This window comes from Marimonas lutisalis (genome assembly GCF_005434965.1).
Taxonomy (GTDB): Bacteria; Pseudomonadota; Alphaproteobacteria; order Rhodobacterales; family Rhodobacteraceae; genus Marimonas_A; species Marimonas_A lutisalis.
The window spans coordinates 1,455,379-1,481,919 of sequence record NZ_SKCI01000001.1 but is presented as its reverse complement, the minus strand read 5'-3'; the positions used below and the strand labels follow the sequence as shown (position 1 = coordinate 1,481,919).

General features: G+C 58.4%; 25 protein-coding genes. 14 read left to right on the top strand and 11 right to left on the bottom strand.

The annotated features are described in order from the left end of the window. The first annotated feature begins 67 nt into the window (after positions 1-67). The 4 genes from E0501_RS21265 (at position 68) to E0501_RS07085 (ending at position 4,088) form a co-directional block, all read left to right on the top strand. On the top strand, positions 68-217 hold the full coding sequence (locus tag E0501_RS21265) for a hypothetical protein (RefSeq protein WP_170222766.1): 150 nt from the start codon (positions 68-70) through the stop codon (positions 215-217). 19 nt (positions 218-236) lie between these two features. Next, entirely contained in the window at positions 237-1,745 is a 1,509-nt protein-coding gene (locus E0501_RS07095) for a hypothetical protein (RefSeq protein ID WP_235857758.1), read from the top strand. Position 1,746: 1 nt separating this feature from the next. Then, entirely contained in the window at positions 1,747-2,682 is a 936-nt protein-coding gene (locus tag E0501_RS07090; protein ID WP_137700609.1) for a site-specific tyrosine recombinase XerD, read from the top strand. Between the two features lie 80 nt (positions 2,683-2,762). Beyond that, on the top strand, positions 2,763-4,088 hold the full coding sequence (locus tag E0501_RS07085; protein WP_137700608.1) for an HlyC/CorC family transporter: 1,326 nt from the start codon (positions 2,763-2,765) through the stop codon (positions 4,086-4,088). A 7-nt stretch (positions 4,089-4,095) separates the two neighbouring features. On the opposite strand, the gene tyrS is transcribed toward E0501_RS07085, so the two are convergent. After that, the gene (gene tyrS, locus E0501_RS07080) at positions 4,096-5,352 is read right to left on the bottom strand and encodes a tyrosine--tRNA ligase (protein ID WP_137700871.1); all 1,257 of its coding nucleotides are present in this window, start codon (positions 5,350-5,352) and stop codon (positions 4,096-4,098) included. 61 nt (positions 5,353-5,413) lie between these two features. On the opposite strand from tyrS, the gene E0501_RS07075 reads away from it, so the two are divergent. Next, positions 5,414-6,508 (top strand): anhydro-N-acetylmuramic acid kinase, encoded by a 1,095-nt coding sequence (locus E0501_RS07075; protein ID WP_137700607.1) that lies wholly within the window; start codon positions 5,414-5,416, stop codon positions 6,506-6,508. On the opposite strand, the gene E0501_RS07070 is transcribed toward E0501_RS07075, so the two are convergent. After that, the gene (locus E0501_RS07070; RefSeq protein WP_137700606.1) at positions 6,505-7,455 is read right to left on the bottom strand and encodes a radical SAM protein; all 951 of its coding nucleotides are present in this window, start codon (positions 7,453-7,455) and stop codon (positions 6,505-6,507) included. The genes E0501_RS07075 and E0501_RS07070 overlap by 4 nt on opposite strands. Before the next feature lie 178 nt (positions 7,456-7,633). On the opposite strand from E0501_RS07070, the gene zwf reads away from it, so the two are divergent. From zwf to pgi, 3 genes are read left to right on the top strand one after another with little or no spacing between them, the layout of a single operon-like run. Then, on the top strand, positions 7,634-9,088 hold the full coding sequence (zwf, locus tag E0501_RS07065) for a glucose-6-phosphate dehydrogenase (RefSeq protein ID WP_137700605.1): 1,455 nt from the start codon (positions 7,634-7,636) through the stop codon (positions 9,086-9,088). Beyond that, complete coding sequence (pgl, locus tag E0501_RS07060; protein ID WP_137700604.1) at positions 9,085-9,759, top strand: 6-phosphogluconolactonase; 675 nt, start codon at positions 9,085-9,087, stop codon at positions 9,757-9,759. Before zwf ends, pgl begins: the two co-directional genes overlap by 4 nt. Next, complete coding sequence (gene pgi, locus E0501_RS07055; protein ID WP_137700603.1) at positions 9,756-11,378, top strand: glucose-6-phosphate isomerase; 1,623 nt, start codon at positions 9,756-9,758, stop codon at positions 11,376-11,378. The genes pgl and pgi overlap by 4 nt, the downstream gene beginning before the upstream one ends. A gap of 10 nt (positions 11,379-11,388) precedes the next feature. Here the strand turns inward: pgi and xth are convergent, their stop codons facing one another. Further along, the gene (gene xth, locus E0501_RS07050) at positions 11,389-12,168 is read right to left on the bottom strand and encodes an exodeoxyribonuclease III (protein WP_137700602.1); all 780 of its coding nucleotides are present in this window, start codon (positions 12,166-12,168) and stop codon (positions 11,389-11,391) included. Between the two features lie 325 nt (positions 12,169-12,493). Here xth and E0501_RS07045 point away from each other — a divergent pair, with 325 nt between their 5' ends. The 4 genes from E0501_RS07045 to E0501_RS21305 are packed head-to-tail and all read left to right on the top strand — an operon-like array spanning position 12,494 to position 15,037. After that, positions 12,494-12,988: a DUF6749 family protein gene (locus tag E0501_RS07045; RefSeq protein ID WP_137700601.1), complete on the top strand. Its 495-nt coding sequence runs from the start codon at positions 12,494-12,496 to the stop codon at positions 12,986-12,988. Positions 12,989-13,043: 55 nt separating this feature from the next. Then, the gene (locus E0501_RS07040) at positions 13,044-14,120 is read left to right on the top strand and encodes a DUF6902 family protein (protein WP_137700600.1); all 1,077 of its coding nucleotides are present in this window, start codon (positions 13,044-13,046) and stop codon (positions 14,118-14,120) included. Beyond that, positions 14,117-14,677 carry a hypothetical protein gene (locus tag E0501_RS07035; RefSeq protein WP_193555878.1) on the top strand — a complete coding sequence of 187 codons (561 nt, stop codon included), beginning with the start codon at positions 14,117-14,119 and terminating at the stop codon, positions 14,675-14,677. Before E0501_RS07040 ends, E0501_RS07035 begins: the two co-directional genes overlap by 4 nt. Further along, entirely contained in the window at positions 14,678-15,037 is a 360-nt protein-coding gene (locus tag E0501_RS21305) for a hypothetical protein (RefSeq protein WP_193555877.1), read from the top strand. A 5-nt stretch (positions 15,038-15,042) separates the two neighbouring features. Here the strand turns inward: E0501_RS21305 and E0501_RS07030 are convergent, their stop codons facing one another. Continuing rightward, positions 15,043-15,366: a HesB/IscA family protein gene (locus tag E0501_RS07030; RefSeq protein ID WP_137700599.1), complete on the bottom strand. Its 324-nt coding sequence runs from the start codon at positions 15,364-15,366 to the stop codon at positions 15,043-15,045. 85 nt (positions 15,367-15,451) lie between these two features. On the opposite strand from E0501_RS07030, the gene E0501_RS07025 reads away from it, so the two are divergent. After that, a complete protein-coding gene (locus E0501_RS07025) occupies positions 15,452-16,600 on the top strand; it encodes a deoxyguanosinetriphosphate triphosphohydrolase (RefSeq protein ID WP_137700598.1) in 1,149 nt (382 codons plus the stop codon). On the opposite strand, the gene E0501_RS07020 is transcribed toward E0501_RS07025, so the two are convergent. Continuing rightward, entirely contained in the window at positions 16,539-17,501 is a 963-nt protein-coding gene (locus E0501_RS07020; RefSeq protein ID WP_137700597.1) for a GNAT family N-acetyltransferase, read from the bottom strand. The genes E0501_RS07025 and E0501_RS07020 overlap by 62 nt on opposite strands. 215 nt (positions 17,502-17,716) lie before the next feature. Then, positions 17,717-18,196, bottom strand: coding sequence for a single-stranded DNA-binding protein (gene ssb / locus E0501_RS07015; RefSeq protein ID WP_137700596.1), 480 nt, complete (start codon positions 18,194-18,196; stop codon positions 17,717-17,719). 188 nt (positions 18,197-18,384) lie between these two features. On the opposite strand from ssb, the gene E0501_RS07010 reads away from it, so the two are divergent. Continuing rightward, positions 18,385-18,972 (top strand): lytic transglycosylase domain-containing protein, encoded by a 588-nt coding sequence (locus E0501_RS07010; protein WP_137700595.1) that lies wholly within the window; start codon positions 18,385-18,387, stop codon positions 18,970-18,972. 24 nt (positions 18,973-18,996) lie between these two features. Here the strand turns inward: E0501_RS07010 and E0501_RS07005 are convergent, their stop codons facing one another. From E0501_RS07005 to E0501_RS06985, 5 genes are all read right to left on the bottom strand, one after another. Beyond that, entirely contained in the window at positions 18,997-19,539 is a 543-nt protein-coding gene (locus E0501_RS07005) for a VOC family protein (RefSeq protein ID WP_137700594.1), read from the bottom strand. A gap of 98 nt (positions 19,540-19,637) precedes the next feature. Next, positions 19,638-21,737, bottom strand: coding sequence for a dipeptide ABC transporter ATP-binding protein (locus tag E0501_RS07000; RefSeq protein ID WP_137700593.1), 2,100 nt, complete (start codon positions 21,735-21,737; stop codon positions 19,638-19,640). A 133-nt stretch (positions 21,738-21,870) separates the two neighbouring features. Next, on the bottom strand, positions 21,871-23,040 hold the full coding sequence (locus E0501_RS06995) for an ABC transporter permease (protein WP_137700870.1): 1,170 nt from the start codon (positions 23,038-23,040) through the stop codon (positions 21,871-21,873). A gap of 543 nt (positions 23,041-23,583) precedes the next feature. Then, the gene (locus tag E0501_RS06990; RefSeq protein ID WP_137700592.1) at positions 23,584-24,669 is read right to left on the bottom strand and encodes an ABC transporter permease; all 1,086 of its coding nucleotides are present in this window, start codon (positions 24,667-24,669) and stop codon (positions 23,584-23,586) included. Positions 24,670-24,790: 121 nt separating this feature from the next. Continuing rightward, complete coding sequence (locus tag E0501_RS06985) at positions 24,791-26,458, bottom strand: ABC transporter substrate-binding protein (protein ID WP_137700591.1); 1,668 nt, start codon at positions 26,456-26,458, stop codon at positions 24,791-24,793. Positions 26,459-26,541 lie beyond the last annotated feature (83 nt).

The window sequence follows — 26,541 nt, the reverse complement described above, 5'->3', positions numbered from 1 at the left end:
GACGTGATCTTGGCGAAAAGGCCAGTTATAACTTGGTCAAAACAGGCAAAACGCAGGCAGGCTTAACATGGGACGCATCATCAAGTGGCTGTTTATACTGGCAATTCTTGCGGTGATTGCTTTGATTGCCTATGCTTATCTTGGACCGTTCTTCGGCGCCGACTTTTCACCGCCCGAGCAAGAGATTCGTCAAGTCATTGAATTGGATACAAACTAGAGCCCTGATTGTCGCAGCCGTGCTGCCGGTTTCGGTAGAGGCGCAGGAGCCTCTTTCCGCGATAGATTGGCTGTCAAACCCGGTTCCCCTGACGACACGTATTGTGCCTCGTGCGGCTCCGCTCGCAGGAGAGGAACCGCCGGTCACGGAATCGGCCGTTACTCCCCAAGTGACGGTTCAGACTCTCGGCGAATTGTCCGCAGATGCCGTCGGATTGTTGCCTGCGAACGTTACCGGTCTGCCATCTTCGTTATGGTTTGCCAGCGAGACCGAGGATCTTGTGCGAGCCATTCATGCGCAAGACACGCTGGGTTTGCCGGCGATGCAATCGCTTCTTTACACCTTGCTTCTTGCCGAAGCCGAGCCGCCGGTCGATGCCGGAACGGACCACAGCCTCTTGGAGGCCCGGATCGAAAAACTGCTTCAGCTTGGTGCAGTTGAACCGGCCCACGCCCTGCTGCAACGCGCCGGGCCCGAAACGCCTGAGCTTTTTTCCATCTGGTTTGACGTTAGCCTTCTTCTCGGAGTCGAGGACGAAGCCTGCGCCGCTCTGAACCGAAAGCCCTTTGTTTCAAAGGACCCTGCGGCGCGCATCTATTGCACGGCACGCGGCGGAGACTGGAACGCAGCAGCGTTGACTCTGGAGAGCGCAATGGCGCTTGACCTGCTCGAACCGTTGGAAGCCAGCCTGCTGGCACAATTTCTTGATCCTGAGCTTGTCGAAACTTCGCCTGAACTGCCGCCGCCCGCATCCACTTCACCGCTTGTCTTTCGGCTATTTGAGGCTGCAGGTCGTCGGCTTCCGACTGGTAGTCTGCCGAGAGCCTACGCAATGGCCGATTTGAACGATACAGCGGGTTGGAAGGCCGAGCTTGAAGCCGCCGAGCGCCTAACACGCACTGGTGCCTTGTCCGAGAACCGCCTGGTTGATTTCTACACTGCGCGGCATCCGGCGGCATCGGGCGGAATATGGGACCGCGTAGAGGCGATTCAGCGCTTCGATACGGCAATAAGGTCGGGCGATCCGGGCGCCGTTGCATCAAGCTTGCCCAGGGCGTGGAAAGCGATGCAGTCGGTGCATCTCGAGGTTCCTTTCGCAAGGTTCTACGCGGTCTCTCTAATCCGGCTTCCAATAACCGGCGAGGCCGGCAACATCGCCAAGGCGATTGGTCTACTCTCGTCTGAGTATGAAGAACAAGCGGCGCGGCTCGATCTGTCCGTCCCGGACGACGCTTTTTTGGCAGCGCTGGCAAGCGGACAGCCACCTGAAAGCATTCCCGACGATCCTTTGGCGCGGACCATTGGCGCGGCATTTACCCAAAACACAATGCCAGACACGCTGGTCCCACTGCTGGAGCAGGACAAACTGGGTGAGGCGATCTTGCGTGCCATGGCTTTGGTAACAAGCGGTGCATCAGGAAACTTTTCAGATATCGAGGACGGATTGCGCGGCCTGAGAGCTCTGGGACTCGAGGATACCGCGCGTCGTGCGAGTTTGCAGCTCATGCTGCTCAATCAGGGCGGCTAGAATGGCGCGTAGTTGGATACCTCCTTTCCTGGAAGCCCAAGCCGCCGAACTGGGCGCTGCGGAAAACACGCTTTTGGCCTATGGCCGGGATTTGGAGGCATTCGAAGCGTGGCTCGCTCGAAAGAACGCAAGTCCGGCGGATGCAACGCGTCACGATATCGAGGCGTTTCTTGTGGATTGCGAAAACGAAGGGCTAGCGAAATCCACGCGAGCGCGGCGGCTTTCTGCGATCAAGCAGCTATATCGCTTCGCCTTTGAAGAAGGTTGGCGCGGCGATAACCCTGCCATCGAAATCCGCGGCCCGGGCCGCAGCAAGCGCCTTCCCAAGACTTTGAGCCATGCAGAGGTCGATAGCCTTCTTGCCGTATCCCGCAGCCATGGACGCATGCTTTCGGACCGATTGCGCAACACGTGCTTGATCGAGCTTCTCTACGCCACGGGCATGCGGGTCAGCGAACTCGTGTCACTTCAGGTCTCCGCGGCGCGGGGTGATCCGCGAATGCTTCTGGTGATGGGGAAGGGCGGAAAGGAGCGGATGGTGCCGTTGTCGCCTCCGGCAAGGGCTGCGTTGGCTGAATGGCTCACCGAACGGGATAAGATACAGGAATTGCGTCAAAAGACCGGTAAGCCTGTGTCACGCTTTCTGTTCCCCTCCCATGGCAAAACCGGGCATCTGACACGTCATCGCTTTTATCTGCTTATCAAAGAGCTCGCAGTCGCTGCTGGAATTTCACCCGCCAAAGTGACGCCGCACACGTTGCGCCATGCGTTTGCCACGCATCTTCTGGCAGGCGGTGCAGACCTGCGATCGATCCAAGTGATGCTGGGGCATGCCGACGTCGCGACAACCGAGATTTATACCCATGTTCTTGATGAACGCCTGCGCGAGCTTGTGCTCGAGCATCATCCATTGTCCCGGCCGGGGAGCGAGGACTAGACGAATTTGAGTCAGGGCCTTGAAGAGCGGCTCCTGCGCCCCCATAACGAAAGCAGCGTAAGCAACAAATATCTGGGACAATGGAACCTTCCGACGCCGTGGTTGACGGAGCCTTCTGGATCACAACCGCCGCAATATTCCTGCTGCTAATCTTGTCTGGTTTTTTTTCAGGCAGCGAAACGGCGCTGACGGCGGCGTCGCGCGGCAAACTGCGTTCGCGCGCCGACAAGGGGTCGCGCGGGGCAGAGCGAGCGCTCGAGATTACCAAGGACAATGAGCGGCTGATCGGCTCGGTTCTCCTTGGAAATAACTTGGTGAACATTCTCGCCGCGTCGCTGGCAACAGCCTTGTTCACGCGCGTTTTCGGCGAAAGCGGTGTGGCATTGGCAACGCTGGTAATGACGCTTCTGGTTCTGATTTTCGCCGAGGTGCTGCCAAAGACATATGCGATCACCAACGCGGAGGCCGCGGCAAGCCTTGTTGCACGGCCAATCCAGGTCTTGATCACGTTTTTTTCGCCGATCGTCAGTGCGGTGCGCTGGCTCGTGCGTCGCGTACTGGGCGTTTTCGGCGTGAAAACGGACCCCGACAGTCACATCCTCGCGGTTCGCGAAGAGATCGCGGGTGCGCTGTATCTTGGGCATTCCGAGGGCGTTGTCGAGAAAGAAGACCGCGACAGGATTCTTGGCGCGCTTGATCTGGGCGAACGCGCGGTCGAAGAAATCATGTTGCACCGTTCGCAGATCGAGATGATCGATGCCGACACAGACCCTGAGGCGATCCTTGCGCAGTGCCTTGAAAGCAATCACACGCGCCTTCCTGTCTTTCGGGACGATCCGGACAACATCATCGGTGTGGTGCATGCAAAGGACCTTCTGCGCGGCATGCACAAGCTGATGTTCGGCCCATCGGCGTCACCGGATGGACTGGCCGATTTCAAGATTGCCGACGTGGTCATGAAACCCTATTTCGTGCCCGAAACGACGACGCTCGACGATCAGATGCGCCAGTTTCTGAGACGCCGGACGCATTTCGCATTGGTCGTCGATGAATACGGTTCGCTGCAGGGGTTGATCACCCTTGAGGATATCCTTGAAGAGATCGTTGGCGAGATCACGGACGAGTTCGACCCGGATGCCGAGCACGCGATCCGAAAAAGCGATGACGGCCAATTCCTGGTCGACGGAGCGATGACGATTCGCGATCTGAACCGGGCAACGGATTGGAACCTGCCGGACGAGCATGCCAATACGGTCGCAGGCCTTGTCATTCACGATGCGCAGATGATCCCTGCTGTGGGGCAGGTGTTTTCATTCCACGGCTTCCGCTTCGAGGTTGTTGCGCGCAAGGAAAACCGTGTCACCCGTTTGAAAATAAGACCTTTGTCCCGCCGCAGCGGGGGCTGAGCCGGACTTACTCCGCGATCTTTACGATTGCGTGCCGCTTTTTTCCGGCCGAGAGCTTGATTGGTGCAGCCAATGCTTCGACGTCGAACATGAGCCCCGGATCCGTGAGGGGCTGGTCATCGATACGCGCACCATGTTCCGCTATCAGTCGCTTTGCTTCTTTCCCAGAATTCACAAGGCCCGAGCGAACAATCAACTGCGCCGCCGATATGCCATCCCCGATTTCTTCCGGCGTAAGTTCAAGTGTCGGCAAATCGTCACCGACGCCGCCTTTTTCGAAAACGTCGCGCGCCGTTGCTTCTGCGGCCTCCGCCGCCTCTCGGCCATGCAGCAGCGCCGTGACTTCATTGGCGAGTGTGATCTTGGCTTCATTGATCTCGGCACCTGCAAGCGCACCTAATCGTTCGCACTCGTCCACGGGCATCTCGGTGTAGAGTTTCAGGAACCGGCCAACATCAGCATCTGTCGTGTTGCGCCAGAACTGCCAGAACTCATAGGAGCTCAGCATTTCCGCGTTGAGCCACACGGCGCCGTGCTGGCTCTTGCCCATCTTCTTCCCATCCGAGGTCGTCAACAAAGGTGATGTCAGGCCATAGACCTCGTGGTCGAGCACACGCCGAGTCAGGTCGATACCGTTGACGATATTGCCCCACTGATCCGACCCGCCCATTTGAAGCAGGCACCCATATCGGCGGTTGAGCTCGAGAAAGTCGTAAGCCTGAAGGATCATGTAGTTGAACTCGAGAAAACTCAGGCTTTGCTCGCGGTCCAGGCGCGACTTGACGGACTCGAAAGAAAGCATGCGGTTGACGCTGAAATGCCGCCCGATATCGCGCAGGAAATCCAGGTAGTTCAGATCGTCCAGCCACTCCGCATTATTGAGCATCAGTGCGCAATTGGCGGTGTCGCTTTCGTAATCGATGTAAGCCGCAAAAACCTGCTTGATGCCGGCGATGTTGTCGTCGATCTGTTCCGGCGTCAGCAAAGGGCGCTCATCCGCGCGAAACGACGGGTCACCCACCTTGGTGGTGCCGCCCCCCATGAGCGTGATGGGTTTGTGGCCGGTCTTCTGCAGCCAGCGCAGCATCATGATCTGTATGAGCGAGCCGACATGCAGGGATTTGGCCGTTGCATCAAAGCCGATATATCCCGGCACGACACCCTTGCTCAGTGCCTCGTCAAGGCCCTGGTAATCGGTGCAATCGGCAAGGAAGCCGCGCTCGATCATGACACGCATGAAATCCGATTTGGGGTGGTAGGTCATTGGCTTTGTCCCGTAATGTTTGCGCGCCTGTATAGGGCGGGCGCGGCAGAAGGAAAAGTCCATGTTGAAGGCTGGCAAGGTACGGGCATTGGGCGCGATGAGCGGAACCTCACTCGACGGTGTCGATGCCGCCGTCGTTGAAACGGATGGACGGGCAATTTTCGGGTTCGGAGACAGCGCCTATCGACCCTATTCAGAGACCGAACGGAAGGTATTGCGTGCGGCCCTGGGCAAATGGTTCGAAAGTGATCTCAGCGCAGCGGAACAGATCGTCGAGCAGGCCCACGTGGAGGTTCTCGGCAAGTTTGCCGAGATCGACATCGTTGGGTTTCATGGTCAGACGGTCGCACATGACCCGCGCGGGCGCGGAACGCATCAGATCGGGAATGGTGCGCGCCTTGCCCAAGAACTGGGAAGCCCCGTCGTCTGGGATTTCAGAACCGCGGATGTGCGTCTTGGGGGGGAAGGAGCGCCCTTGGCACCGTTCTTCCATTTCGCCTGCGCGCAATATATTGGCGCGACAGAACCTCTGGCGTTTCTCAATCTGGGCGGCGTGGGGAACATCACCTGGGTCGATCCCGCCAAGACGTCGCCCGAGGAGGAAGGCGCGCTGCTGGCTTTTGACACCGGTCCAGCCAACGCGCCGATCAATGATCTCGTTCAGGAAAGGCTTGGGTTGGAGTGCGATCGCGACGGTGTGCTTGCGCGAAAAGGGAAGGTTGAGACTGGCGCCTTGGAACTGTTTCTGGATGACGCCTATTTTTTCAAATTGCCGCCCAAGTCACTGGATCGCGATGCATTCGCAGACATGATTGATCTGGTTCGGGAGTTGAACGATGCTGATGCCGCGGCCACACTTACCGGCATGGCGGCGGCGGCTGTTCTCAGGGCCATGGAGCATTGCCCGACTGCACCTGAAAAGTTGCTTGTAACAGGCGGCGGTCGCAAGAACCCGGTAATGATGAAGATGCTGGCGGCAGCACTTGATTGTCCGGTTATCCCGGTCGAAGAGGTCGGACTCGACGGTGACATGCTGGAAGCGCAGGCGTTTGCCTATCTCGCGGTTCGTGTAGCACGCGGTTTGCCGACATCATGCCGGTCGACCACGGGTGTCCGTGCCGCCGTTGGCGGCGGCGAGATCAGCGCTCCGGACTAGGCCGAACAGGACGCGCCGCCCAGAACACAGAATTTCGCACAATGCGGGTGTTTCAACTGAACCGGCTTTTCGGCCTGTTCCAGCGTTTCCCCCAACTCGAACTGCGGGTCATATGCCAGCAGCGTACAGGCAAGCACGGTCGCGCTCTTCGCCCCCTTGCGGCGCACGACCATGCGCGAGGAAGCGCACATCACGTCGTCCGGTGATTTGCCAAGGATTCCCCAACAGGCGGTCGTGATTTCAGGCACCGGTGCGGACAGGTCCATTTCAGGGAACAGAACGGTCTCGACCGGGCTCCAAGCGTCGACATTGTATCCGCGATCGTGGAATAGGGCGTGGTAGCCAGCCCGCCCCGCATTTTCAGTTTCGCCCCAGATCGTCCGCCCCGCAACGGTCATTGGAATGCCGGTATCGCGCAGCCAATCCATGCCAATCAACGTTGTCGAAAATGCGCCGTCTCCGCGCTCCATGTCATGCTGTTGCGCTGTGTGGTGATCGAGCGAAACTCGCAAGGTCAGCTTGCCCGGAAACGCCGCGTTCAACCGTGTTAACCCATCTTGCACACGCGGGCGCATCATTGGGCGCATCGCATTGGTCAGCACCAGAACTTCATGACCGCGCTGCAGCGCGCATTCGATGATTGCGATGATTTCGGGATTCATGAACGGCTCACCACCGGTGAATCCGATCTCGCGTACTGGCCAGCGGCGCTGCTCAAGCTGGTCCAGATAGGCCACAACATCGTTGATCGTCAGGTACGCCAGCGCGTCATTGCGAGGAGAACTTTCAATGTAACAGTTTTCACATGTTATGTTGCACAGCGTACCGGTGTTGAACCAAAGAGTTTCAGGCCGGGTCAACGCCACTTGCGCTCGGGCCTGACCGTCTGCAGTAACGAAGGGATCTTCGAACTTGCCCGAATTGGGCGACGCCACGTTGTCTTTCATCGGAAAATACCTCGGCTTTACCAAGTGCTAGCCGAGGCTTCCGCAGATCGAAAGGGCGTGTTCACGCCTTGACGCCATTGTGAAGCCAAACCGACGTGATAAACTCAATGCGAATGTCAGCCAAACGGATGGTGCTGGTCCTGCAAACACCGCATGATCGGAAAGAAAAGGCAATCGAATGGTTTCACGCGTAATTCCTGTCGATCCCTTCGATCTGGTCGTATTCGGAGGGACGGGCGACCTCGCGCGCCGGAAAATTCTGCCGGCGCTCTTTCGTCGGTTCTGTGCCGGTCAGATGGAGCAGGGCGCGCGAATTGTCGGAGCGGCGCGAACCGAGATGGACGATGCTGCCTACCGATTCTTCGTGCGTGAAGCAATCGGGGAATTCGATGCGGCCCATGCGCGGGATCAGGAAAACTTGGCGGCATTCCTGAACATAGTGCATTACGTCACGCTTGATGCACGCGGGAATACCGGATGGAAAGCACTTGCAGGCCTGATTAGCCCGAACCGGGTAAAGGCCTTCTATTTCTCGGTCGGTCCGTCGCTGTTCGGGGACTTGGCCGAACGGTTGTACGAATTCGGAATGGCGGATGGCCAAGCGCGGATCGTGGTCGAAAAACCTTTCGGGCGCGATCTGTCGTCAGCAAAAGCTTTGAACGCCACGCTGTCGAAGCATTTTGACGAAAGCCAAATCTACAGGATCGATCACTATCTCGGCAAGGAAACGGTACAGAACCTCATGGCGGTCCGGTTCGGCAATATGCTGTTCGAACCCTTGTGGAACAGCCAGTATGTGGATCACATCCAGATCACGGTGGCAGAGACCGTCGGGGTTGCCGGCAGAGAAGAGTATTATGACCGGTCCGGCGCGATGCGGGACATGCTGCAGAACCATCTCATGCAGCTGTTGTGCCTTATCGCGATGGAGCCACCCGCAAAATTCGAACCTGATGCCGTGCGCGACGAAAAGCTCAAAGTGATCCGCGCTCTGGATCCTGTCGAAGGCCATGATATCGTGCGGGGCCAATATGGTGCGGACGAAGACAAGCCAAGCTACCTTGAACATGTGGGAGATCCGTACTCAACCACCGAAAGCTTTGTTGCAATCAAGGCCCGTATCAGCAACTGGCGGTGGGCAGGAACGCCCTTCTATTTACGGACGGGCAAGCGCCTGAAGGCACGCACAAGCGAGATAGCCGTAGTTTTCAAGGACGCGCCACACTCGATCTTCGGGGCCGAAGCCGGCCGCCACCGCAATATCCTGACCATTGTTTTGCAACCGAACGAAGGGATCGAACTGGGCGTTACCATCAAGGAGCCGGGACCGGGCGGCATGCGCCTGATCGACGTTCCCCTCGACATGTCCTTTGCCGAAGCTCTCGGCCCCGATGCCGAGCATGTGCCCGATGCCTATGAACGGCTGATAATGGATGTTATCCGAGGAAATCAGACGCTCTTTATGCGCTGTGACGAAGTCGAAGCCGCCTGGGCCTGGACCGACCCCGTTATCGCGTCCTGGGAAAAGCGAGGAGACAGGCCATTGGTCTACGACTCGGGAAGTTCTGGCCCTGTGGAAGCCTTGGCCCTTATGCATCGCGACGGACGTCGCTGGCGGGAGATAAGAAAATGAAAAACGTTGACTATGCCGATGCCGAAATGATGGCGATTGATCTTGCCAATGCACTTGCCGGCGATCTTGAAAATATTTTGTTCCACGAAGACCGTGCAACGCTGGCCGTGCCGGGGGGCGAAACTCCGGGGCCGGTCTTCGACAACCTGTGCGCGGCCGATCTGGACTGGGAACGTGTCGATGTCGTGCTGACAGATGAGCGTTGGTTGCCCGAAGTGCATGTGAGATCGAATGCTCGCCTTGTCAAAGAACGGCTTTTGACCGGTAGGGCAGCAGCGGCAACATTCCACCCGCTCTATGCCAAGGCCGATGAACCAGAAGATGTTCTTGCCGAAATCGAGGCGTCTCTTGTCCCTGTGTTGCCGATTTCCGTTCTCCTGCTAGGCATGGGCGCGGACATGCATTGCGCCTCTCTGTTTCCGGGGACTGAGAATATCACTCAGGCCCTGTCACGAGATGCGCCTGTCCTGGTGCCAATCCGTGCCAACCAGGCCGAGGAACCGCGTGTCAGTTTTTCGGCAAGGGTCCTGAATTCCGCGATGAACAAGCATCTGGTGATCACCGGAAACCCAAAACGCAATGCGCTGGAAAAAGCCGTGCGACTCGATCCCGAGCAAGCACCGGTCGCGGCGATGCTGGAGGATCTGACCGTCCATTGGGCACCGGCATGACGGCGAAAGCCTGGAAGGCCGTTCTCTCAGCTGCCGAGGCCGCGAAATCGCGGTCCATAGCGGGACTGTTCGAAGATGACACGCGTGCGGAACGCTATTCTCTCGTCGCAAGCGATATGTTGTTTGACTACTCGAAGACAGCTCTTGACGATACGGCGCGGGAAACACTGATCCAACTGGCCCATGCCGCCGGTGTCGAAGATGCGCGCCGCTCGATGTTCACCGGTGAAAAGATCAATGCGAGCGAAAACAGGGCCGCTTTGCATACGGCTTTGCGCAACCTCAATGGCCCGCCTGTTTTCGTCGATGGCGTGGATGTGATGCCCGACCTGCGCGAGACATTCGAAAGGATGAAAGCCTTCGCAAAGATGGTCAGGGATGGTCGGATCGCGGGGCAGGGCGGAGCGATCACGGATGTGATCAATATCGGGATTGGTGGCTCGGACCTGGGGCCAGCCATGGCCGTGCGGGCCCTGACCCCATATCATGATGGACCAAGATGCCATTTCGTTTCAAATGTTGATGGAGCCGACCTTGCGGATACGCTCAGCAACCTAGCGCCTGAAACGACGCTCGTGATCGTTTCGTCGAAAACGTTCACGACGATCGAAACGATGACGAATGCCAGCAGCGTGCAGAAATGGATGGCACGGTCCGTAACGGATCCATCTGCTCAGTTTGCCGCCGTTTCCACTGCCAAGGAAAGAACAGCGGCGTTCGGGATTCCGACTGAACGCGTTTTCGGGTTCGCCGACTGGGTAGGGGGCCGGTATTCGATTTGGGGCCCAATCGGTCTTTCCCTGATGATCGCTATAGGCGCCGAGCGGTTCGGAGAGTTCCTGGAGGGTGGAGCGCGAATGGATGCGCATTTTGCCACCACGGCGCTGGACAGGAACATGCCCGCGATGTTGGCGCTGATCGGCATTTGGCATCATCAGGGCATGGGATATCCCACGCGTGCCGTTCTTCCGTATGAACATCGCCTTTCACGGTTGCCGGCTTATCTTCAGCAGCTTGAGATGGAGAGTAATGGAAAGAGCGTGGGTGTTGACGGCGAGGCGTTGTCACATGGTGGTGGACCTATCGTCTGGGGCGAACCCGGCACGAATGGGCAGCACGCGTTTTTTCAATTGCTTCATCAGGGGAACCAGATCGTTCCATGTGAATTCCTGATCGCGTCGCGGGGGCATGAACCGGAGCTGACACGCCATCACGAGCTGCTTCAGGCGAATTGCCTTGCTCAGTCCGAGGCATTGATGTGCGGCAGGGACCTCGAGGAAACACTGTCTCTGTTTCCAGGCCATGAAATGACTGACGACGACATCGAAAAGCAGGCCAGACAGCGTGTGTTTCCTGGCAATCGTCCCTCGGTGACCTTGGCCTATCCAAAGCTCACACCGCGCATACTGGGACAAATCATTGCATTGTATGAACACCGCGTGTTTGTCGAAGGCGTGATCCTGGGCCTCAATTCCTTCGATCAATGGGGGGTCGAACTCGGCAAGGAGATAGCGAAATCTTTATTCCCCGTTTTCGAGGAACGTGAGCCGACAAGGGCCCAGAACGGATCGACCCGGCTGTTGGCATCATTTCTGACAAAACAAAGCGAAGATATCTGATGCCTTTGCCTCAGGCGTTCAATACGACGAAAACGGGCACGTGATCAGACGGTTTTTCTCGTCCACGGACATCCTTTTCAATATGGCAGTCCTCGAGAAGATCGGCACATTGCGGGTTGAGAAGAACGTGGTCGATAAGGATGCCGTCATTTCGATTCCAGGACCCGGCCTGGTAGTCCCAGAATGAATAGTGCCCCGGACCCTGTGTGCAGGCGCGAAACGCATCGGTAAAGCCCAAGTTCATTAGGCGACGAAACGCCTCGCGGCTCGCCGGCATGGCCAACGCGTCTTCGCGCCAGGCCTCGGGGCGTGCCGCATCCTCATCTTGTGGAATGACATTGTAATCGCCGGCCATCAGTAGGGGCTCTTCCGATTGCAGCAGTTTCTTCGCATGAGACTGCAAGCGCTTCATCCATGCGAGCTTGTAGTCATACTTGGGACCCGGTGCGGGATTTCCGTTTGGCAGGTAAAGGCCGCAGACACGAATGGCATGCTTTCCAATGACCGTTGCTTCAATCCAGCGCGCCTGCTCGTCTTCCGGATCACCTGGCAACCCGCGACTTACATCCTCCAAAGGAAGCTTTGAAAGTATCGCAACTCCATTGAAGGATTTTTGGCCATGCGTTTCGACCGTGTATCCAAGGTCTTCGAAATGTTCTCGAGGAAAGTTTTCGTCAACTGATTTCAGTTCTTGCAGTAAAACGACATCCGGGTCGGCTTCTTTTAACCAATCGGAAAGCGCGCCAATGCGGGCCTTTATGCCGTTGATGTTGAAGGTCGCGATTTTCATGCCAGGCTCCTTGTGGATTTGATACACCGACCATCAATCCGCCACCACCGAAAATCAGCCTGAGTTTCGAACCTGCACTCGGTGTGATTCGTCAGTTCGTATCCGCGACAACGGATGTGCCAGCCTGTGATGTGCCTTGAGTCGCATGTGACAGTTTCGTAAATCGCAGGGCTTTGCGGGCGCGAAAATTAACGAAAAACCAGTAAGTTGGCCGAATCCTCCGAATTGATTCAACTTCGGGAATGCTCGTGCCGCGGGAAAAAAGGATTGCAAAACACGTTAAAAGTGTAATCGTTATGTCACCACACCAAAAGGGAGAGAAACGATGTCTGCACTGCCAAAAACCACCGAAAACCACAGCCGCATTTCCAACGGTACTCTTCGCGGGGAAATCGAAAGCCTTCATGAAGGCGATGCCTGCTCGATGTTCTCGTCAGGCGCCGCCCCGCGAGCATCTGGTCGCATGTTGGCCGGAGAGGCCGTTGAAATGTTCAGTTCCGGAGCCGCTCCGGAAATGGCCTCCCGGACAATGACCGGGGAGGCCGTAGAGATGTTCTCATCCGGTGCGAGCCCATGTGCTACCTCGGGCGCCATTGTCGGCGATGTCACGGGACTGTTCAGTTCGGGTGCTTCGCCTGCATCCGCAAATGATGTCGTGACCGGCGATGCGGTCGAGATGTTCAGTTCAGGAGCTGCGCCGACGGAACCGGGCGCAAGCACGGGCGGCGGTGTCGAGATGTTCTCGTCCGGGGCCGCACCAAAATCGGTGAGCGCGGCACAGGAGGGCGATGCCGTCGAAATGTACAGCTCGGGCGCATAAGCGTGGTTGAAGGGACGGGGCGGCGGGTCCGCTCGGATCTGAATGGAGATAATCAATGTCGAAAGTGGTTCAATTCAAAGCCCCGTCCCAAAACCAGACCGACCAAGAGCGTCAACGCGCCTTGCTGGAGTGTTTTGCCCGCAATCGGCGTTTTGGCGATGACGTGTTCTGGCTGAAAGAAAACGCCGAGCTTCTGAACATTCTCGAATGCACTGGTGCCAAGGTTTCACGGGACACCCTTGCTGCGCACCAAGGGTTCTACGATGGGCTTGAGAAGCAGTTACTTTTCTTCCCCCAGTATTATCGGTTCCTCTTGTCGATATGTTTGGATCTCGAAGATCTGGGGATCGGCGGAAAAAAGGGGGAAAAGCTCGTGCAGTGGGTCCTCGAAAACGGAATGATCGATGGAGAACTGTCAGACCTGCAGCGTGCAGAAGCCAAAAGGCTCATGCTCCGCCGCGGCCGCGATCCCATGAAAGGTGATGACAGCCTGGAAGATCGCATCCGGACTTTCACTGCTCGCACACACACATTTGCGTTGCCAAACAAGAAAGCCGCATACGAGTTGACACATGCGGTTTTCTACCTGAGCGAATACGGCAGAAAAATCCCGGATCTGGACCCCGCCGTCGAGGTAAGCTTGGATTTTACCGGGACACTTGCCTTCCTTGACCAGAATGCGGATCTCTTGGCCGAGGTTTGCGTGGCAATGCGTTATGCCGGTTTTGCACCTCCCGAGATCTGGGAGGTCTGGCTGGCGCGCCATTCCAGTATGTACGACATCCAGTCCGGCGCTGCTGTATCGGTCTTGGACGATTATCACGAGTTCTTTGTCTGCAATTGGTTTCTTGCCACGACTGGCCAACCCATGTTTCGCAGGAACTTCAATCCGGAAAGAATGGCTTTCTTCGCGCCAAAGGTACCCCAGGCGCCCTTGCGCGGGATGTCGGAGTCCATGTTGCACCTTGATAGTGCACGCAGCACCGACTGGCAGGCCATGCGCGGAAAAATCCTAGATAATCTAAGCGAGGAAGCTCAGGGAATCTTGTGGCAGGCTGAATCAGCCAGCATGGATTTTGAAGCATTTTTTGCGGGGTTCAGTCGCGCAAGTCACTTGGCGGCGGCATCATGAAAAACGCGGGGCTGATCGGCGCGTCATTGGTCGTCTCATATACCTTTTTCATCGCGGCGGCCGACGGATTGACGAAAAAGCTGACTACACTGGTGGCTGCGCCACAGATGTATGCGATCTCCGGAGCCGTGATGGTTGGACTTTGCATTACCACTGCTTACGGAACAAGTAAGTGGCAATCGCTGCGGACAACCTGCAAATTCGCAATGGCATTGCGATCCGCCGCGACAATCTCTGCGGCTCTTCTGTTTTTCCAATCATTTCGTCTTTTGCCCTTTGCTGATGTGTTCATCTTCATAGGGATGATGCCGCTTCTGGCCGGGCTGATGGCTGCTCCGGTTCTGGGCGAGCGAGTATCACCGGCATCCTGGGCAGCAGTTTCTCTTGGATTGATCGGAGCCTGGTGCCTGTTCCCAGCGGGATTAGACAGCGCGACGGCTGGTCACGCTCTTGCCATGCTGGCGGCCCTTGCCGGCACGTTTTCGATTGTCTTGTCGCGTTATATCAGCCGGCACGGAAACAACTCCCTCGCGCAGGTCTTCTACCCGAATTTGTGAATGCTCCTGGTGATGCTGGTCGCGTTGCCGCAAACGTGGCACCCAATGAGCGCAAAAGGGCTCGCACTTTCCATGAGCTATGGTGTACTGCTTTTTTTCGCGCGCTGGCTTTTGGTCGAAGCTGTCCGGATATTACCGGCGCATGTCGTCACAACCCTCATGAAACTTCAGTTTATCTGGATGGTCGGCATCGGTGCACTTGTCTTCGGGGAATGGCCGGCCGCGAACGTCTACTTGGGCGCCGCGATCATCATGGGTTCGGGCCTGTTTCTGGTCTTTCACAACGCGCCTAAAACCGCCCGGAAAACCCATGGCAGTTTGACCGGCTTTGACAGGGCGGTTTCCTCGGCTGCGTCTTGATGACCCTACATCGAAAACGATGTTCCGCAGCCGCAAGAACTGGTTGCATTGGGGTTGTCGATGATGAAACGCGCGCCAATCAGCTCTTCGGTGAAGTCGATGGTCGCTCCGGACAGAAACGGCAGGCTGACTTCATCAACAACGACCTGTTCGCCGTTACCCTCCAGCACCGTGTCGCCGGGAGCAGTGGTGTCAAGCGTGATGGAATACTGAAATCCGGAACACCCCCCGCCTTCCACGGCAATACGCAGCGCCTGGCCTTGATCAGCAGCACCGATTTCGGCCAGCCGGGCGAACGCACGTTCTGTGACTTTGGGAGGCAGCTGCATGTTGATCCTCGGCGTGGTTTCGCATCTCTTTCGGATGGAATATATGTAAACGACAAGGCCCCGACAAGAACAGGCATACGACCAAATGAGCAGCCAAGCGCCTTATGCAACCGATCCGAAAATGAGCAGGGGGCGTCTGTATCCAGAGGCCGAAAGCGTGTTTCGTACGTGCTTTCAACGCGATCGTGACCGCATCATTCACTCCAGCGCATTTCGTCGTCTCAAGCACAAGACGCAGGTGTTCATAGAGCACGAAGGTGACTATTTCCGCACGCGATTGACTCATTCCATCGAAGTGGCGCAGGTCGCGCGGACGATTTCAGTAGCGCTGAACCTGAATTCCGAACTGACCGAAGCAGTAGCCTTGGCGCATGATCTGGGACACACACCTTTCGGCCATACCGGTGAGGACGCATTGCACGAGTTGATGCAGCCTTATGGGGGCTTTGATCACAATGCCCAGGCGGTGCGCATCGTGACGTCACTGGAGCGCCACTATGCCGAGTGGGATGGTCTGAATCTGACCTGGGAGACTCTGGAAGGCATTGCCAAGCACAACGGCCCAGTGACCGGAGAACTCCCGTATGCCCTGGCCGAGTACAATGCCCGGCAGGATCTCGAATTGGATACGCATTCGGGCCCCGAAGCACAGGTAGCGGCCTTGTCCGACGACATCGCTTACAACAACCACGACCTGCACGACGGCTTGCGCGCCGGACTGTTCACCACGGAAGAGCTTGTACAACTTCCGGTGCTGGTCGATTGTTTTGCTGAGGTTGACCGCTTGTACCCGGACTTGCATGCGTATCGAAGACTGCATGAGGGCCTGCGCCGTTTCTTTGGTGTTCTGGTCGAGGATGTCATCGCTGTCACCCGCCAGCGCCTGGTTGAATTGGCCCCCGAACGCGTGGAGGATATCCGACATGCCGGCCGAATGATGGTCCAGTTTTCCCCGGGGCTGTGGGCTGATCTGAACATCATCCGAAAATTTCTGTTTGAACGCATGTACCGTGCGCCAAGCGTTGTCGAAATGCGCAAGAAGGTCACGAATGTGGTGCGCGATCTATTTCCTCTCTACCTGTCGCGCCCGGACCTTCTGCCGCGACAATGGCGCGAGGACGTTCAGCGGGTAAAAGGCGACGAGCAACTGGCCCGAATCGTCGCCGACTATATCAGCGGAATGACGGACCGCTTTGCCCTTCAGCAGCACGAGCGGCTGTGTGGCGTTGAATGAATGCGACGAACCGGACAAGCGGTTTTGTCAGCGTGCTGTAGAGAAATGTCGCGCCGGTCGATACCGGACGTGCTCCGATACCGAGTTTGAAACGCGCAAGCCCATCACCTTTTTCAGTGTCGATCATACCAAGGTCCATGCGCAGGTCGCCTTGCAGGGCAAACCAGTTAGACGCTTCCCACAACAGCAGGGAATGCGCAGACACTTGGCGGCCGAAATCCGATGTCTGCCCGATGTGATAGGTCACCGCCCTTTGATGACGGAGAAATAGCATCGCAGCGCAGTTCTGGCCATTCCGGCTGGCGATGAATATCCGAGCATCCTGCGAAGCCTGTCTGGCTAAAGCGACCGTGAAGGCCAACGGAAGATCGCTGTAGCCGCGTTCTTGCCGCTGGCGTCGTTCTCTTTCGATAAAACCCCGGTCGCGCTTTGGGTCGAAGGGCCGGTGTGTGATGTTGAGGCCAAGGTTCTGCGCGTGGCGGACGCGATTGCGGAACTTTCCGTGCATACGGGAAAGACGCATCTCTTGGTCGGCAGACAGATCAAGCACCGCTTCGTAGCGGCCGACCAGGATCGGCATGGCGCCGGCCATTTGCAGACAGGCCGTATCTGGTGGTGACATGCAATTCATGAACAGCACGTCGTGGCCTGCTGATTTCAGGAGCGCGCGCAGAAAGTCCACGCGTTCCGCGGAACCGACCGCATGATGCCAAACAATGCCTCCGGGCAAGAGACGAACATTCATCGGACCAATCCGCCGATGTAATACAACGGCTTGTCCCACATCTTGGTGGGCTTGCCGCTCGATCCGGTGCCCGGTTTCCTGCAGGGCACGTGCATAAATATTCGATTGGGCCAGGCGGGGGGGTGAAAGAACCTGTTGGAAATTCTCATCTAACATACGGTTGTTTACATCGCGATAACCTAATTCGTGGTTAATCTGGCGAATGAACCGCCAACCTGTTCACACCGTCCTTGGACATCGAATTCCCGCCCCGCGCATGACGCTATGGGTGCCATTTCTGTTGGCTATGATTTTTTCTTTGCCAGTGGGCCTGATAACCGTGCTGATGGCCGTGATGTAAAAGGCCGCCCCGGGGGACGGCCGATTGATGATCAGAACGGGATCTCGTCGTCGAAGTCCCGGCTCGGGCCGCCGCTCTGGCCTGGACCACCGCTGTCATACCCGCCCGAGTCATAGCCACCTGACGATCCGCCGCCATATCCGCCGCCGCCTTCACCGCCACGCCCATCAAGCATCACCATCGAGCCGCCGAAGCCCGAGACGACAACTTCGGTCGAGTAGCGATCCTGGCCGTTCTGATCCTGCCATTTGCGGGTACGCAACTGACCTTCGATATACACCTTGGAGCCTTTGCGCAGGTATTGTTCTGCCACCCGCACGAGGCCTTCACCACGGAGAACGACGGAGTGCCATTCCGTCTGTTCACGACGTTCACCGGTGTTACGGTCTTTCCAGTTCTCCGAGGTTGCAATGCGCAGGTTGCACAATTTGCCACCGTCCTGGAAGGTGCGCACCTCGGGGTCGCGGCCCAGATTGCCAATGAGAATTACCTTGTTCACCGAGCCGGCCATCACTTTCTCCTCAAGAATCCCGTCTGATTTGGCTCTGGTTACATCACTCCAAAACCATGAAGGAAAGCTTAAAGTTTTAGTGAGCCGATCGCCAGTATATGGTTCCTTGGGGTGCGACAGCTGCGGGGTGGCAGAATCGTGCAAAATTTGATTAAAATGCGGAAACCTTTATTGGGGGCATTCTGGGTATGCGGCCTTTTTTCGTACTGATTGCTGGCCTGTCACTGGCACTACCGAACGTGGCGGATGCGGATATCTTTTCGTCGAAATCACGTAGCAAACTGTTCAAGTCGCAGACGCGCATCCTCGATACACGGGCCCGGAGCCAATATGCGGCTTCGGTCCGCTTGCAGCCGCCGACAGTGAACACGCCCACGAAATGGGGCAGCGGCAAATCCTACAACGGCAAGTACCGTGGGCCTTACCTGGCGATGGCGCGCGAGGCGGCGCGGCGGCACGGCGTGCCAGAGGACCTGTTCTTGAGACTGGTGCAGCAAGAGTCGGGCTGGCGGGCGAGCGCAAAATCGCACAAAGGGGCAATCGGCCTTGCCCAACTGATGCCGGTCACCGCGCGAACACTTAGGGTTAATCCCCACGACCCATACGAAAACCTTGAAGGCGGCGCGCGCTACCTCAAGATGCAATACCGCGAGTTCGGGTCGTGGCGCCTTGCGCTTGCCGCTTATAATGCCGGTCCGCATGCGGTGAAGAAGTATAACGGTGTGCCGCCCTACAAGGAAACACGCAACTACGTGCGCAAGATCTGGGGCAGCTGAACGCCGCCCCGATCCACGAGTTTCTCAGCTTTTCTGAAGTTCCTTTGCGTGCAGCCAGTCGGCGTGTTGCGGTGCTTTCTTGGTGCGGCTCCATTCCTCGAGCATCTCCCATTTCACATCGTCGAGGCGCGCCAGCATGGCTTCTTCCTCAGGGTCCGGGCAGGCCAGTTCGATCCGATGACCATTGGGGTCGAAGAAGTAGATTGAGTGAAAGATCGAGTGATCGGTCACACCCAGGACCTCGACCCCGTTGCTTTCCAGATGTTCCTTGAATTCAATGAGTTCATCGCGGTCTTTCACTTTAAACGCGATATGCTGAACCCAGATGGGGGTGTTCGGATCACGCCCCATTTCCGGCTTTGTCGGCAATTCGAAGAACGCCAGCACGTTTCCATCGCCAGCATCGAGGAAGATGTGCATGTACGGATCAGGTTCGTGGGTTGACGGAACATGATCCTCGGCGATGGCGAGGATGAAGTCCATGTTCAGCATCTTGCCATACCACTCGACCGTTTGCTTGGCGTCCTTGCAGCGATAGGCGACGTGGTGGATTTTCTCGATTTTCATGGCGTTTCTCCTTTGCGTGGTCGGGGCACTGTCTGAAGGTTGCATTTGTAACCAACAAGAAGAAAAATGACCGGGCGGGGTGCGCCCGGTCTCTTAGCTTATTCGGCTGCCTTGTTCTCGGCGAGCTTGATCACCGGTTCCATCGTCGCCAGTTCTGCATCTGCCAGGTGGCACTTGATCTGATGCCCCTCGGTCAGCTGTCGCACGGGCGGGACCTCTTTCTCGCAAAGGCCGCCAGGCACCCTGTCTTTCCACCGGCAGCGCGTCTGGAAAGGACAGCCAGGCGGCGGATTCATTGCCGAAGGGATATCGCCTTCGAGAACGATGTGCTTTTTCTCGACATTGGTATCGGCGATCGGAACCGCCGAGAGCAACGCCTCGGTATAGGGGTGGTAGGGCGGGGCAAACACATCATCCGTGCTGCCCAACTCGACCACGTGGCCAAGATACATAACCATGACCCGATCAGAGAGGTAACGAACGATCGACAGGTCGTGCGAAATGAACAGCAACGTTGTCTTCTCGTTTCGTTGAATTTCCATTAACAGATCGGTCACTGCCGCCTGCACGGAGACGTCAAGTGCGGAAACCGGTTCGTCCGCCACCACGATACGAGCACCGCCGGCAAAGGCACGTGCGATGCCGACGCGCTGTTTCTGACCGCCAGAAAGCTGCCGCGGCATGCGATCGGCAAAGGCGCGCGGCAGTTTCACAAGATCGAGCAGTTCCAGCATACGCTGACGGCGCTCGGCATCATTGGCGCCGATCCCGAAAATATCGAGGGCGCGCATGATCTGGCTGCCAACGGTCATCGACGGGTTGAGCGTGTCGAACGGGTTCTGGAACACCATCTGAACGTCCGCGACGGTCTTGGTGTCGCGGTTTTCGATCGGTGTGTGTTCGATGTTCTGCCCGTCCAGCAGGATCTCTCCGTCGGTGGCTGTTTCGAGACCCATCAACACCTTGGCGAAGGTGGATTTACCACAACCGGATTCGCCAACGATTGCAAGCGTTTCGCTTTCTCGGGCTTCGAAGCTGAGAGTTTCGTTGGCCTTGACCACGCGCTTTTCACCTCCGCCGAACAGGGCGTTGGCGGCCACCTCGTAATACTTTTTGAGGTTGTCCATCTTGAGGACGACCTTGCCGACCTCGGCCTTGCCCTTCTGTTCGGCTTTGGCGATTGGTGCGTTCCAGTCGATCTCGCGGAATTTCAGGCAGCGGGTTTCATGTTCGCCATCACCGTTGACGTCGGCCATCGGCACGAAGTCCGCGTCGCATCGGCCGGCTTCGAAATAATCGCAGCGGGGGCCGAAATTGCATCCGGGCGGGCGTTCATGTGGCAAGGGGAAGTTGCCGGGAATGGCCACCAGCGGGCGCGAATTCTTGTCCGCGCCGGGCAGGGGGATCGAACGGAAAAGTGCCTGCGTATAAGGGTGTTGCATGTTGTTGAACACGGTCTCGATATCGCCGCGTTCGACCGCTTCACCCGAATACATCACGCAGATCCGGTCGCAGGTTTCCAGCACCAGGCCGAGGTTGTGCGAGATGAACAGCATCGAGGTGCCGTATTTCTTGCCGAGATCCTTCACCAGTTCGACCACGGCGGCTTCGACGGTGACGTCGAGGGCGGTTGTCGGCTCGTCCAGGATCAGCAAAGAAGGCTTTGACATCAAGGCCATAGCGATGACGATGCGCTGCTGCTGGCCGCCGGAGAGCTGGTGCGGGAAGGAGCGCAGCATGCGTTCGGGGTCGGGCAGTTTCACGTCCGTGACCACTTCGAGGGCGCGCTGGTAGGCTTCGTGCTCGCTCACGCCTTCGTGAATCATCGGCACTTCCATCAGCTGCTTGCCGATCCGCATGGCGGGATTGAGAGAGGCCATAGGCTCTTGATAAATCATGGCAATTTCGTTGCCGCGGATGTCGCGCAGCTCGTCCGCGCTCATCCGTTCCATGTCGCGGCCCTTGAACTTGATCGAACCGCCGACGATGCGGCCGTTCTTGCCCAAATCGCGCATGACGCCAAGCGCCACGGTGGATTTGCCGCAACCGGATTCTCCAACAAGTCCAACGGCTTCGCCGGGGGCGACCTTGACCGAGAAGTCCATCACGGCGGGGATTTCCCGCAGCCGGGTGAAGAAGGAAATCGACAGTTTGTCGATCTCGAGGATGGGGCCGCTATAGTCGTGAATCTTCGACATTAACTTTCTCCTTTCACGCCCGCATCGGGGGGGTGACTTGCGTGCACCCCCCGGCTGACATCCGGCTGCCGACGGATGCCGCTTTGGCCCGATGGGCGTTCGTTACTCTGCCGTGCGATTGGGTCATGGCGCATCAGTCCTTGAGCGATTCTTCGCGCAGCCCGTCGGCCAGCAGGTTCAGACCCAGAACCAGGGTCAGAAGCGCGAAGGCCGGAGGCAGGGCAGGGTGCGGGTAGATCGAGAGCAGTTTGCGGCCCTCGTTGATGGTCGATCCCCAGTCAGGAGACTCGGGCGGCAAGCCGAGGCCGAAAAAGCCCAGGGTCCCGAGAAGGATCGTGGTGTAGCCGATCCGCAGGCAGAAATCGACGATCAGCGGGCCGCGTGCGTTGGGCAGGATTTCCCAAAGCATGATGTACCAGGGCCGTTCGCCGCGGGTCTGCGCCGCCGCGACATAGTCGCGTGTCTGGATGTCGAGCGCGAGGCCGCGCACGATCCGGAAGACGGTGGGCGAGTTCACGAAGACCACCGACACGAACACAACCAGGATTCCGCCGGGGATGTCGAAGAAGTCGAGCGGCCAGAAACGGATCTTCGAGTTGGCGCCCGGATCGTTGATCGCCGAGGCATAGACCAGGAAGAGCGGGATCAGCACGATCGCCAGCCACATGTAGTTTTTCTGTGGCTGCGTGCGGAAGCGCGAATTGATCAATACCCCGAAGAAGATCAGCGGGAAGAGGAACAACACCAGCGCCATGTATTGCGGCAGCCCCGTCAGCACGATTTCCGGCGTCACCAGCAGGTAGAAGAGCAGGATGACCGGGAAAGCGAGGATGAGGTTGGCAAGGAACGACAGGAAGGTGTCGAGCTTGCCGCCGTAATAGCCGGCAGGCAGGCCGAGCGTGATGCCGACCATGAAGGCAAAGAGTGTTGCCATCGGCGCGATGCGGATCACGATCACGCTGCCTTCGACCATGCGCGAGAAGATGTCACGCGCCAGCGGGTCGCCACCCAGCAGGTAGAACGGATACTGTTCAGCCGTGGCACCGCGAAGCGGCGTTCCGGGCACCTTGTTCTTCATGCCCGAAACCTGTTCCAGCGGCGGGTGAGTCGCGATCCAGTCGAAAAGGCCGACATAGACGGCAGTGAACACCCAGAACATGACCAGGCCAAAGCCGATCATGCCGATCACACTGTCAAAGAGCTTGCCATAAAGGCCAAGCCGGCGCTTGAACTGGATCGACACAGCGAAGAGCACGATCAGCGAAATCCAGACCGGCGTGAAGCGCACGAAGATGCTGGCCATGATACCCCGGCTATGCAGGCGCGAGACGGCCTCGTTCTGGCTGATCTCCTCGGCGGCGGGCATCGCCGCCGGATCGAGCCCGGCCAGCCATTCCTTGTGTGCCGCATTCTGCCAGACCAGCGTGACCAGGAGCCAGAGTGCGACGACCGCGCCGACACCGTAGATGGCCCATTTGAAGATCGTGCCAGCGAAGGCGGCCGGATCATCGAAGAAGGTTCCCATGAACCTCGCCAGCATCGCCGCGAACACGCCGAGCCCGGCGATGGTCGCGAGGAACCAGCCGAGCTTGGAGGGCGCCATGCCGCCGCCCTCGGCGCCGGACAGGCCCGAGTAGACGTAGGAGAAGCCGACCAGCAGCAGGAAAAGGACAGCGATACCGTTGAAGAGCGAGAAGCTCGTCGCGGGGGAGCTGTTGGTGAAGGCCAGAAGCGCGGCACAAAGCCCGCAGACGACGGCCAGGGTGATCAGCACCATGAGCAGCGGAGCAAAGGAGCTGCCGTAAGCGCCAAACCAGGTAAGCGGTTCCATGTTCTCGGCCCTCCCTTATGAAATCCGGATGCGTGGGTTGAGGAACACGTAGCCGATATCCGAAATCAGCTGCGTGATCAGAACCACGACGACCGAGACCACCGAGACCGCGAGTAGCAGTTCGATGTCGTTGTTGCCCGCCGCCTGCACCAGCGTCCAGCCGAAGCCCTTGTAGTTGAAGAGCGTTTCGACGATCACGACCCCGTTCAGGAGCCAGGGGATCTGGAGCATGATGACGGTGAAGGGCGCGATGAGAGCGTTGCGAAGCGCGTGCTTCATCACGATGTTTCGGAAGCTGACGCCCTTGAGCCGCGCGGTGCGGATGTATTGCGCGGTCATCACCTCGGCCATCGAGGCGCGGGTCATCCGGGCGATATAGCCCATCCCGTAGAGCGCGATGGTCAGCACCGGCAGGAAGAAGTTCTCGAAATTCGCGCTTTCCATCGCCGAGGTCGCGGTGCCCTTGAAGAGGGTCTTGCCCTCGATCAGGCCCCATTCGGCCAGAAGTGGCGAAAGCCCGAAGCGTGACGAGGCGAGAAGCGCAATGAAGATGACGCCCGAGACGTATTCAGGCGTCGCGGTGGTGGTGATCGAGACCGTCGAGAGCGTGCGGTCCGTGCGCGAGCCTTCGCGCATGCCGGCCAGAACGCCGATCGCCAGGGCGGCGGGGACCATCAGGAGCATGACCCACAACATCAGCTTGGCCGTCAGGGCAAGCCGGATGCTGATGATCTGCGTCACCGGTTCCTTGAAGACTGTCGAATATCCCCAATCCCCCTGAAGCACGCCGCAATAGGTGGGAGCCTTTTCAGGTTCGACCCCCGGGCGAATGCAGCGGCCCGTCACCTCGCCTTCGGCGTTGGTGTGGACAAAGCCGGGCGCGACGCCCAGCCACTCGGCGTATTTCACCGGCAGGGGCTGGAGATAACCACGGTTGCTGAGCCAGTTCTCGACCTGCTCGTCGGTCATCCGCATGTTGCCCTGCGTCTTGGCGAGCTTTTCGAGGTTCGGATAGAGGTTGGTCAGGAAGAAGACCACGAAGGTCAGGCAGAGTGCTGTGAGCAGCATCACTCCTAACCGGCGTAAGATGAACAGTCCCATTTTCGCCCCTGTCAGTCAGGCATTGGCGGGCTGGTTTTTGTATGTGCCCGTCTGTTTGGTCCGGGGTTGAACGCCCCCGGTACGAAAAGGGCCGCCCCCGAGGGGACGGCCCGGAGAGGCCTTAGGCGGCCCAACCCAGTGCGTGCGGGTAGATCTCGAAGGACGGATGCATTTCCGCGCCGACGATGCCCTCCTTGTAGTGGCGGTAGAGCGACTGCCAGTAGGGCTGAATGATCACGCCTTCGTCCTGCATGATCTTCTCGATCTTGCCCATCACTTCGCGGCGCGCATCGGCATCCGCGATTGACATGGCCTCGGTCAGAAGCGTGTCGAACTCTTCGTTGGCAAAGCCCGATTCGTTCCAGGCCTCGCCCGAGCGGTAGGCCAGCGCCAGCACCTGGACGCCCAGCGGGCGCTGGTTCCAGTTGGTCGAGCTGAACGGGTACTTGGCCCAGTCGTTCCAGAAGGTCGAGCCGGGCAGAACCGTGCGCTTCACCTTAATGCCGGCATCGCGCAGCTGGGCTGCGACGGCGTCGGTGGTGTTCTTGCGCCAGTCATCGTCGATCGAGAGCAGTTCGTGCTCGTAATCGCCCATGCCGGCCTCGTCCATCAGCGCCTTGGCGCCGGCGGGATCATGCGCCTGCTTGGGCAGCTCGGCATATTCCGGGTGCAGCGGCGAGACGTGGTGGTTTTCGGCCACGGTGCCGTTGCCCGCGAAGCCCAGTTCGAGGCAGACGGCGTTGTCCACGGCCATCGCCAGCGCGCGGCGCACGCGGGCGTCGGCATAGGGCTTCTTGCCGTCGACTTCGGCCTGCTGGTTGGGACGGATCACGATGGTGTTCGCCGTGGCGGTTTCCGATTTCACCCAGCCGTCGATCGTGTCGAAGACGTCGATGAACTCACCGTCGATCCGGTAGGTCATGTCGATCTCTTCGGATTCGGCCGCGGCCACCCAGGCCGACGGGTCGGTGCCGTAGTCGATGAACTCGATCCGGTCGAGCTTGGCCGCGTCGCCGCCCCACCAGGCGTGGTCGGTGTTCTTCACCAGTACGCCCTTGACGCCCACCTCGAGGCTTTCGGGCAGGTAGGGCCCGGTGCCGAGCGGCTTGCCGACCATGTCCTCGGCATCGTGGTCCTTGTGCACGATGGCAGCCGGGTAGTCGCCCATGCCCACGATGATGGTGATGTCGGGTGCCGGCAGGTTCAGCTTCACGGTGTGGCTGTCGACCACTTCGATCGCGCCTTCGGCGGCCTTGTTCGTGTTCGCGTCGATCAGCGTTGCCATGCGGCCGGCCATCGAGTTGCCCTCGACGTCCTTTTCGCACCAGCCGGCAATGTTGCGGGCCACGTCCTCGGCGGTGAAGTCGCTGCCGTCGTTCCACTTCACGCCCTTGCGGACGTTGAGGGTGTAAACGGTGGCGTCGTCGTTGACTTCCCAGCTGTCCAGCAGGCGGCCTTCGACCGAGCCGTCGGCGTTGATCTGCACGAGATATTCAAGCCAGCCGCGCGAGAAGTTGGCGATCTGCGACCAGTCATAGGTGCGCGGATCCTTGAGGGCGCGCACTTCTTGCTGGATGCGCAGGGTGCCGCCATCCTTGCGGGCCATGCCATGCGAAGCGGCCTGGGCCGGTTGCGACAGGCCGCCAAGCGCATAGGCCGCGGAAGCGGTCACGCCAAGCGCTGTCGTGCGTGCGAGGAATTCACGGCGGCTGAGTTTGCCTGCCTTGAACTCGTCGGCATACATCAGCGCAGCCTTGTGAACCGGTTTTCCATTGATGGTTTGCGTCATCTTGTTCTCCCTGTGACACACGATTTTACTGGTCTTTCGGGAAGCGAACCTGAACCGTCAAATGAGATGCGGTCCATGGCTCC

What these genes read in the sequence shown, in the direction of transcription:
- E0501_RS21265 (WP_170222766.1), top strand. Translation starts at nt 68, where the DNA reads ATGGGACGCATCATCAAGTGGCTGTTTATACTGGCAATTCTTGCGGTG.
- E0501_RS07090 (WP_137700609.1), top strand. Translation starts at nt 1,747, where the DNA reads ATGGCGCGTAGTTGGATACCTCCTTTCCTGGAAGCCCAAGCCGCCGAA.
- E0501_RS07085 (WP_137700608.1), top strand. Translation starts at nt 2,763, where the DNA reads ATGGAACCTTCCGACGCCGTGGTTGACGGAGCCTTCTGGATCACAACC.
- tyrS (WP_137700871.1), bottom strand. Translation starts at nt 5,352, where the DNA reads ATGACCTACCACCCCAAATCGGATTTCATGCGTGTCATGATCGAGCGC.
- E0501_RS07075 (WP_137700607.1), top strand. Translation starts at nt 5,414, where the DNA reads ATGTTGAAGGCTGGCAAGGTACGGGCATTGGGCGCGATGAGCGGAACC.
- E0501_RS07070 (WP_137700606.1), bottom strand. Translation starts at nt 7,455, where the DNA reads ATGAAAGACAACGTGGCGTCGCCCAATTCGGGCAAGTTCGAAGATCCC.
- zwf (WP_137700605.1), top strand. Translation starts at nt 7,634, where the DNA reads ATGGTTTCACGCGTAATTCCTGTCGATCCCTTCGATCTGGTCGTATTC.
- pgl (WP_137700604.1), top strand. Translation starts at nt 9,085, where the DNA reads ATGAAAAACGTTGACTATGCCGATGCCGAAATGATGGCGATTGATCTT.
- pgi (WP_137700603.1), top strand. Translation starts at nt 9,756, where the DNA reads ATGACGGCGAAAGCCTGGAAGGCCGTTCTCTCAGCTGCCGAGGCCGCG.
- xth (WP_137700602.1), bottom strand. Translation starts at nt 12,168, where the DNA reads ATGAAAATCGCGACCTTCAACATCAACGGCATAAAGGCCCGCATTGGC.
- E0501_RS07045 (WP_137700601.1), top strand. Translation starts at nt 12,494, where the DNA reads ATGTCTGCACTGCCAAAAACCACCGAAAACCACAGCCGCATTTCCAAC.
- E0501_RS07040 (WP_137700600.1), top strand. Translation starts at nt 13,044, where the DNA reads ATGTCGAAAGTGGTTCAATTCAAAGCCCCGTCCCAAAACCAGACCGAC.
- E0501_RS07035 (WP_193555878.1), top strand. Translation starts at nt 14,117, where the DNA reads ATGAAAAACGCGGGGCTGATCGGCGCGTCATTGGTCGTCTCATATACC.
- E0501_RS21305 (WP_193555877.1), top strand. Translation starts at nt 14,678, where the DNA reads ATGCTCCTGGTGATGCTGGTCGCGTTGCCGCAAACGTGGCACCCAATG.
- E0501_RS07030 (WP_137700599.1), bottom strand. Translation starts at nt 15,366, where the DNA reads ATGCAGCTGCCTCCCAAAGTCACAGAACGTGCGTTCGCCCGGCTGGCC.
- E0501_RS07025 (WP_137700598.1), top strand. Translation starts at nt 15,452, where the DNA reads ATGAGCAGCCAAGCGCCTTATGCAACCGATCCGAAAATGAGCAGGGGG.
- E0501_RS07020 (WP_137700597.1), bottom strand. Translation starts at nt 17,501, where the DNA reads ATGTTAGATGAGAATTTCCAACAGGTTCTTTCACCCCCCCGCCTGGCC.
- ssb (WP_137700596.1), bottom strand. Translation starts at nt 18,196, where the DNA reads ATGGCCGGCTCGGTGAACAAGGTAATTCTCATTGGCAATCTGGGCCGC.
- E0501_RS07010 (WP_137700595.1), top strand. Translation starts at nt 18,385, where the DNA reads ATGCGGCCTTTTTTCGTACTGATTGCTGGCCTGTCACTGGCACTACCG.
- E0501_RS07005 (WP_137700594.1), bottom strand. Translation starts at nt 19,539, where the DNA reads ATGAAAATCGAGAAAATCCACCACGTCGCCTATCGCTGCAAGGACGCC.
- E0501_RS07000 (WP_137700593.1), bottom strand. Translation starts at nt 21,737, where the DNA reads ATGTCGAAGATTCACGACTATAGCGGCCCCATCCTCGAGATCGACAAA.
- E0501_RS06995 (WP_137700870.1), bottom strand. Translation starts at nt 23,040, where the DNA reads ATGGCCAGCATCTTCGTGCGCTTCACGCCGGTCTGGATTTCGCTGATC.
- E0501_RS06990 (WP_137700592.1), bottom strand. Translation starts at nt 24,669, where the DNA reads ATGGGACTGTTCATCTTACGCCGGTTAGGAGTGATGCTGCTCACAGCA.
- E0501_RS06985 (WP_137700591.1), bottom strand. Translation starts at nt 26,458, where the DNA reads ATGACGCAAACCATCAATGGAAAACCGGTTCACAAGGCTGCGCTGATG.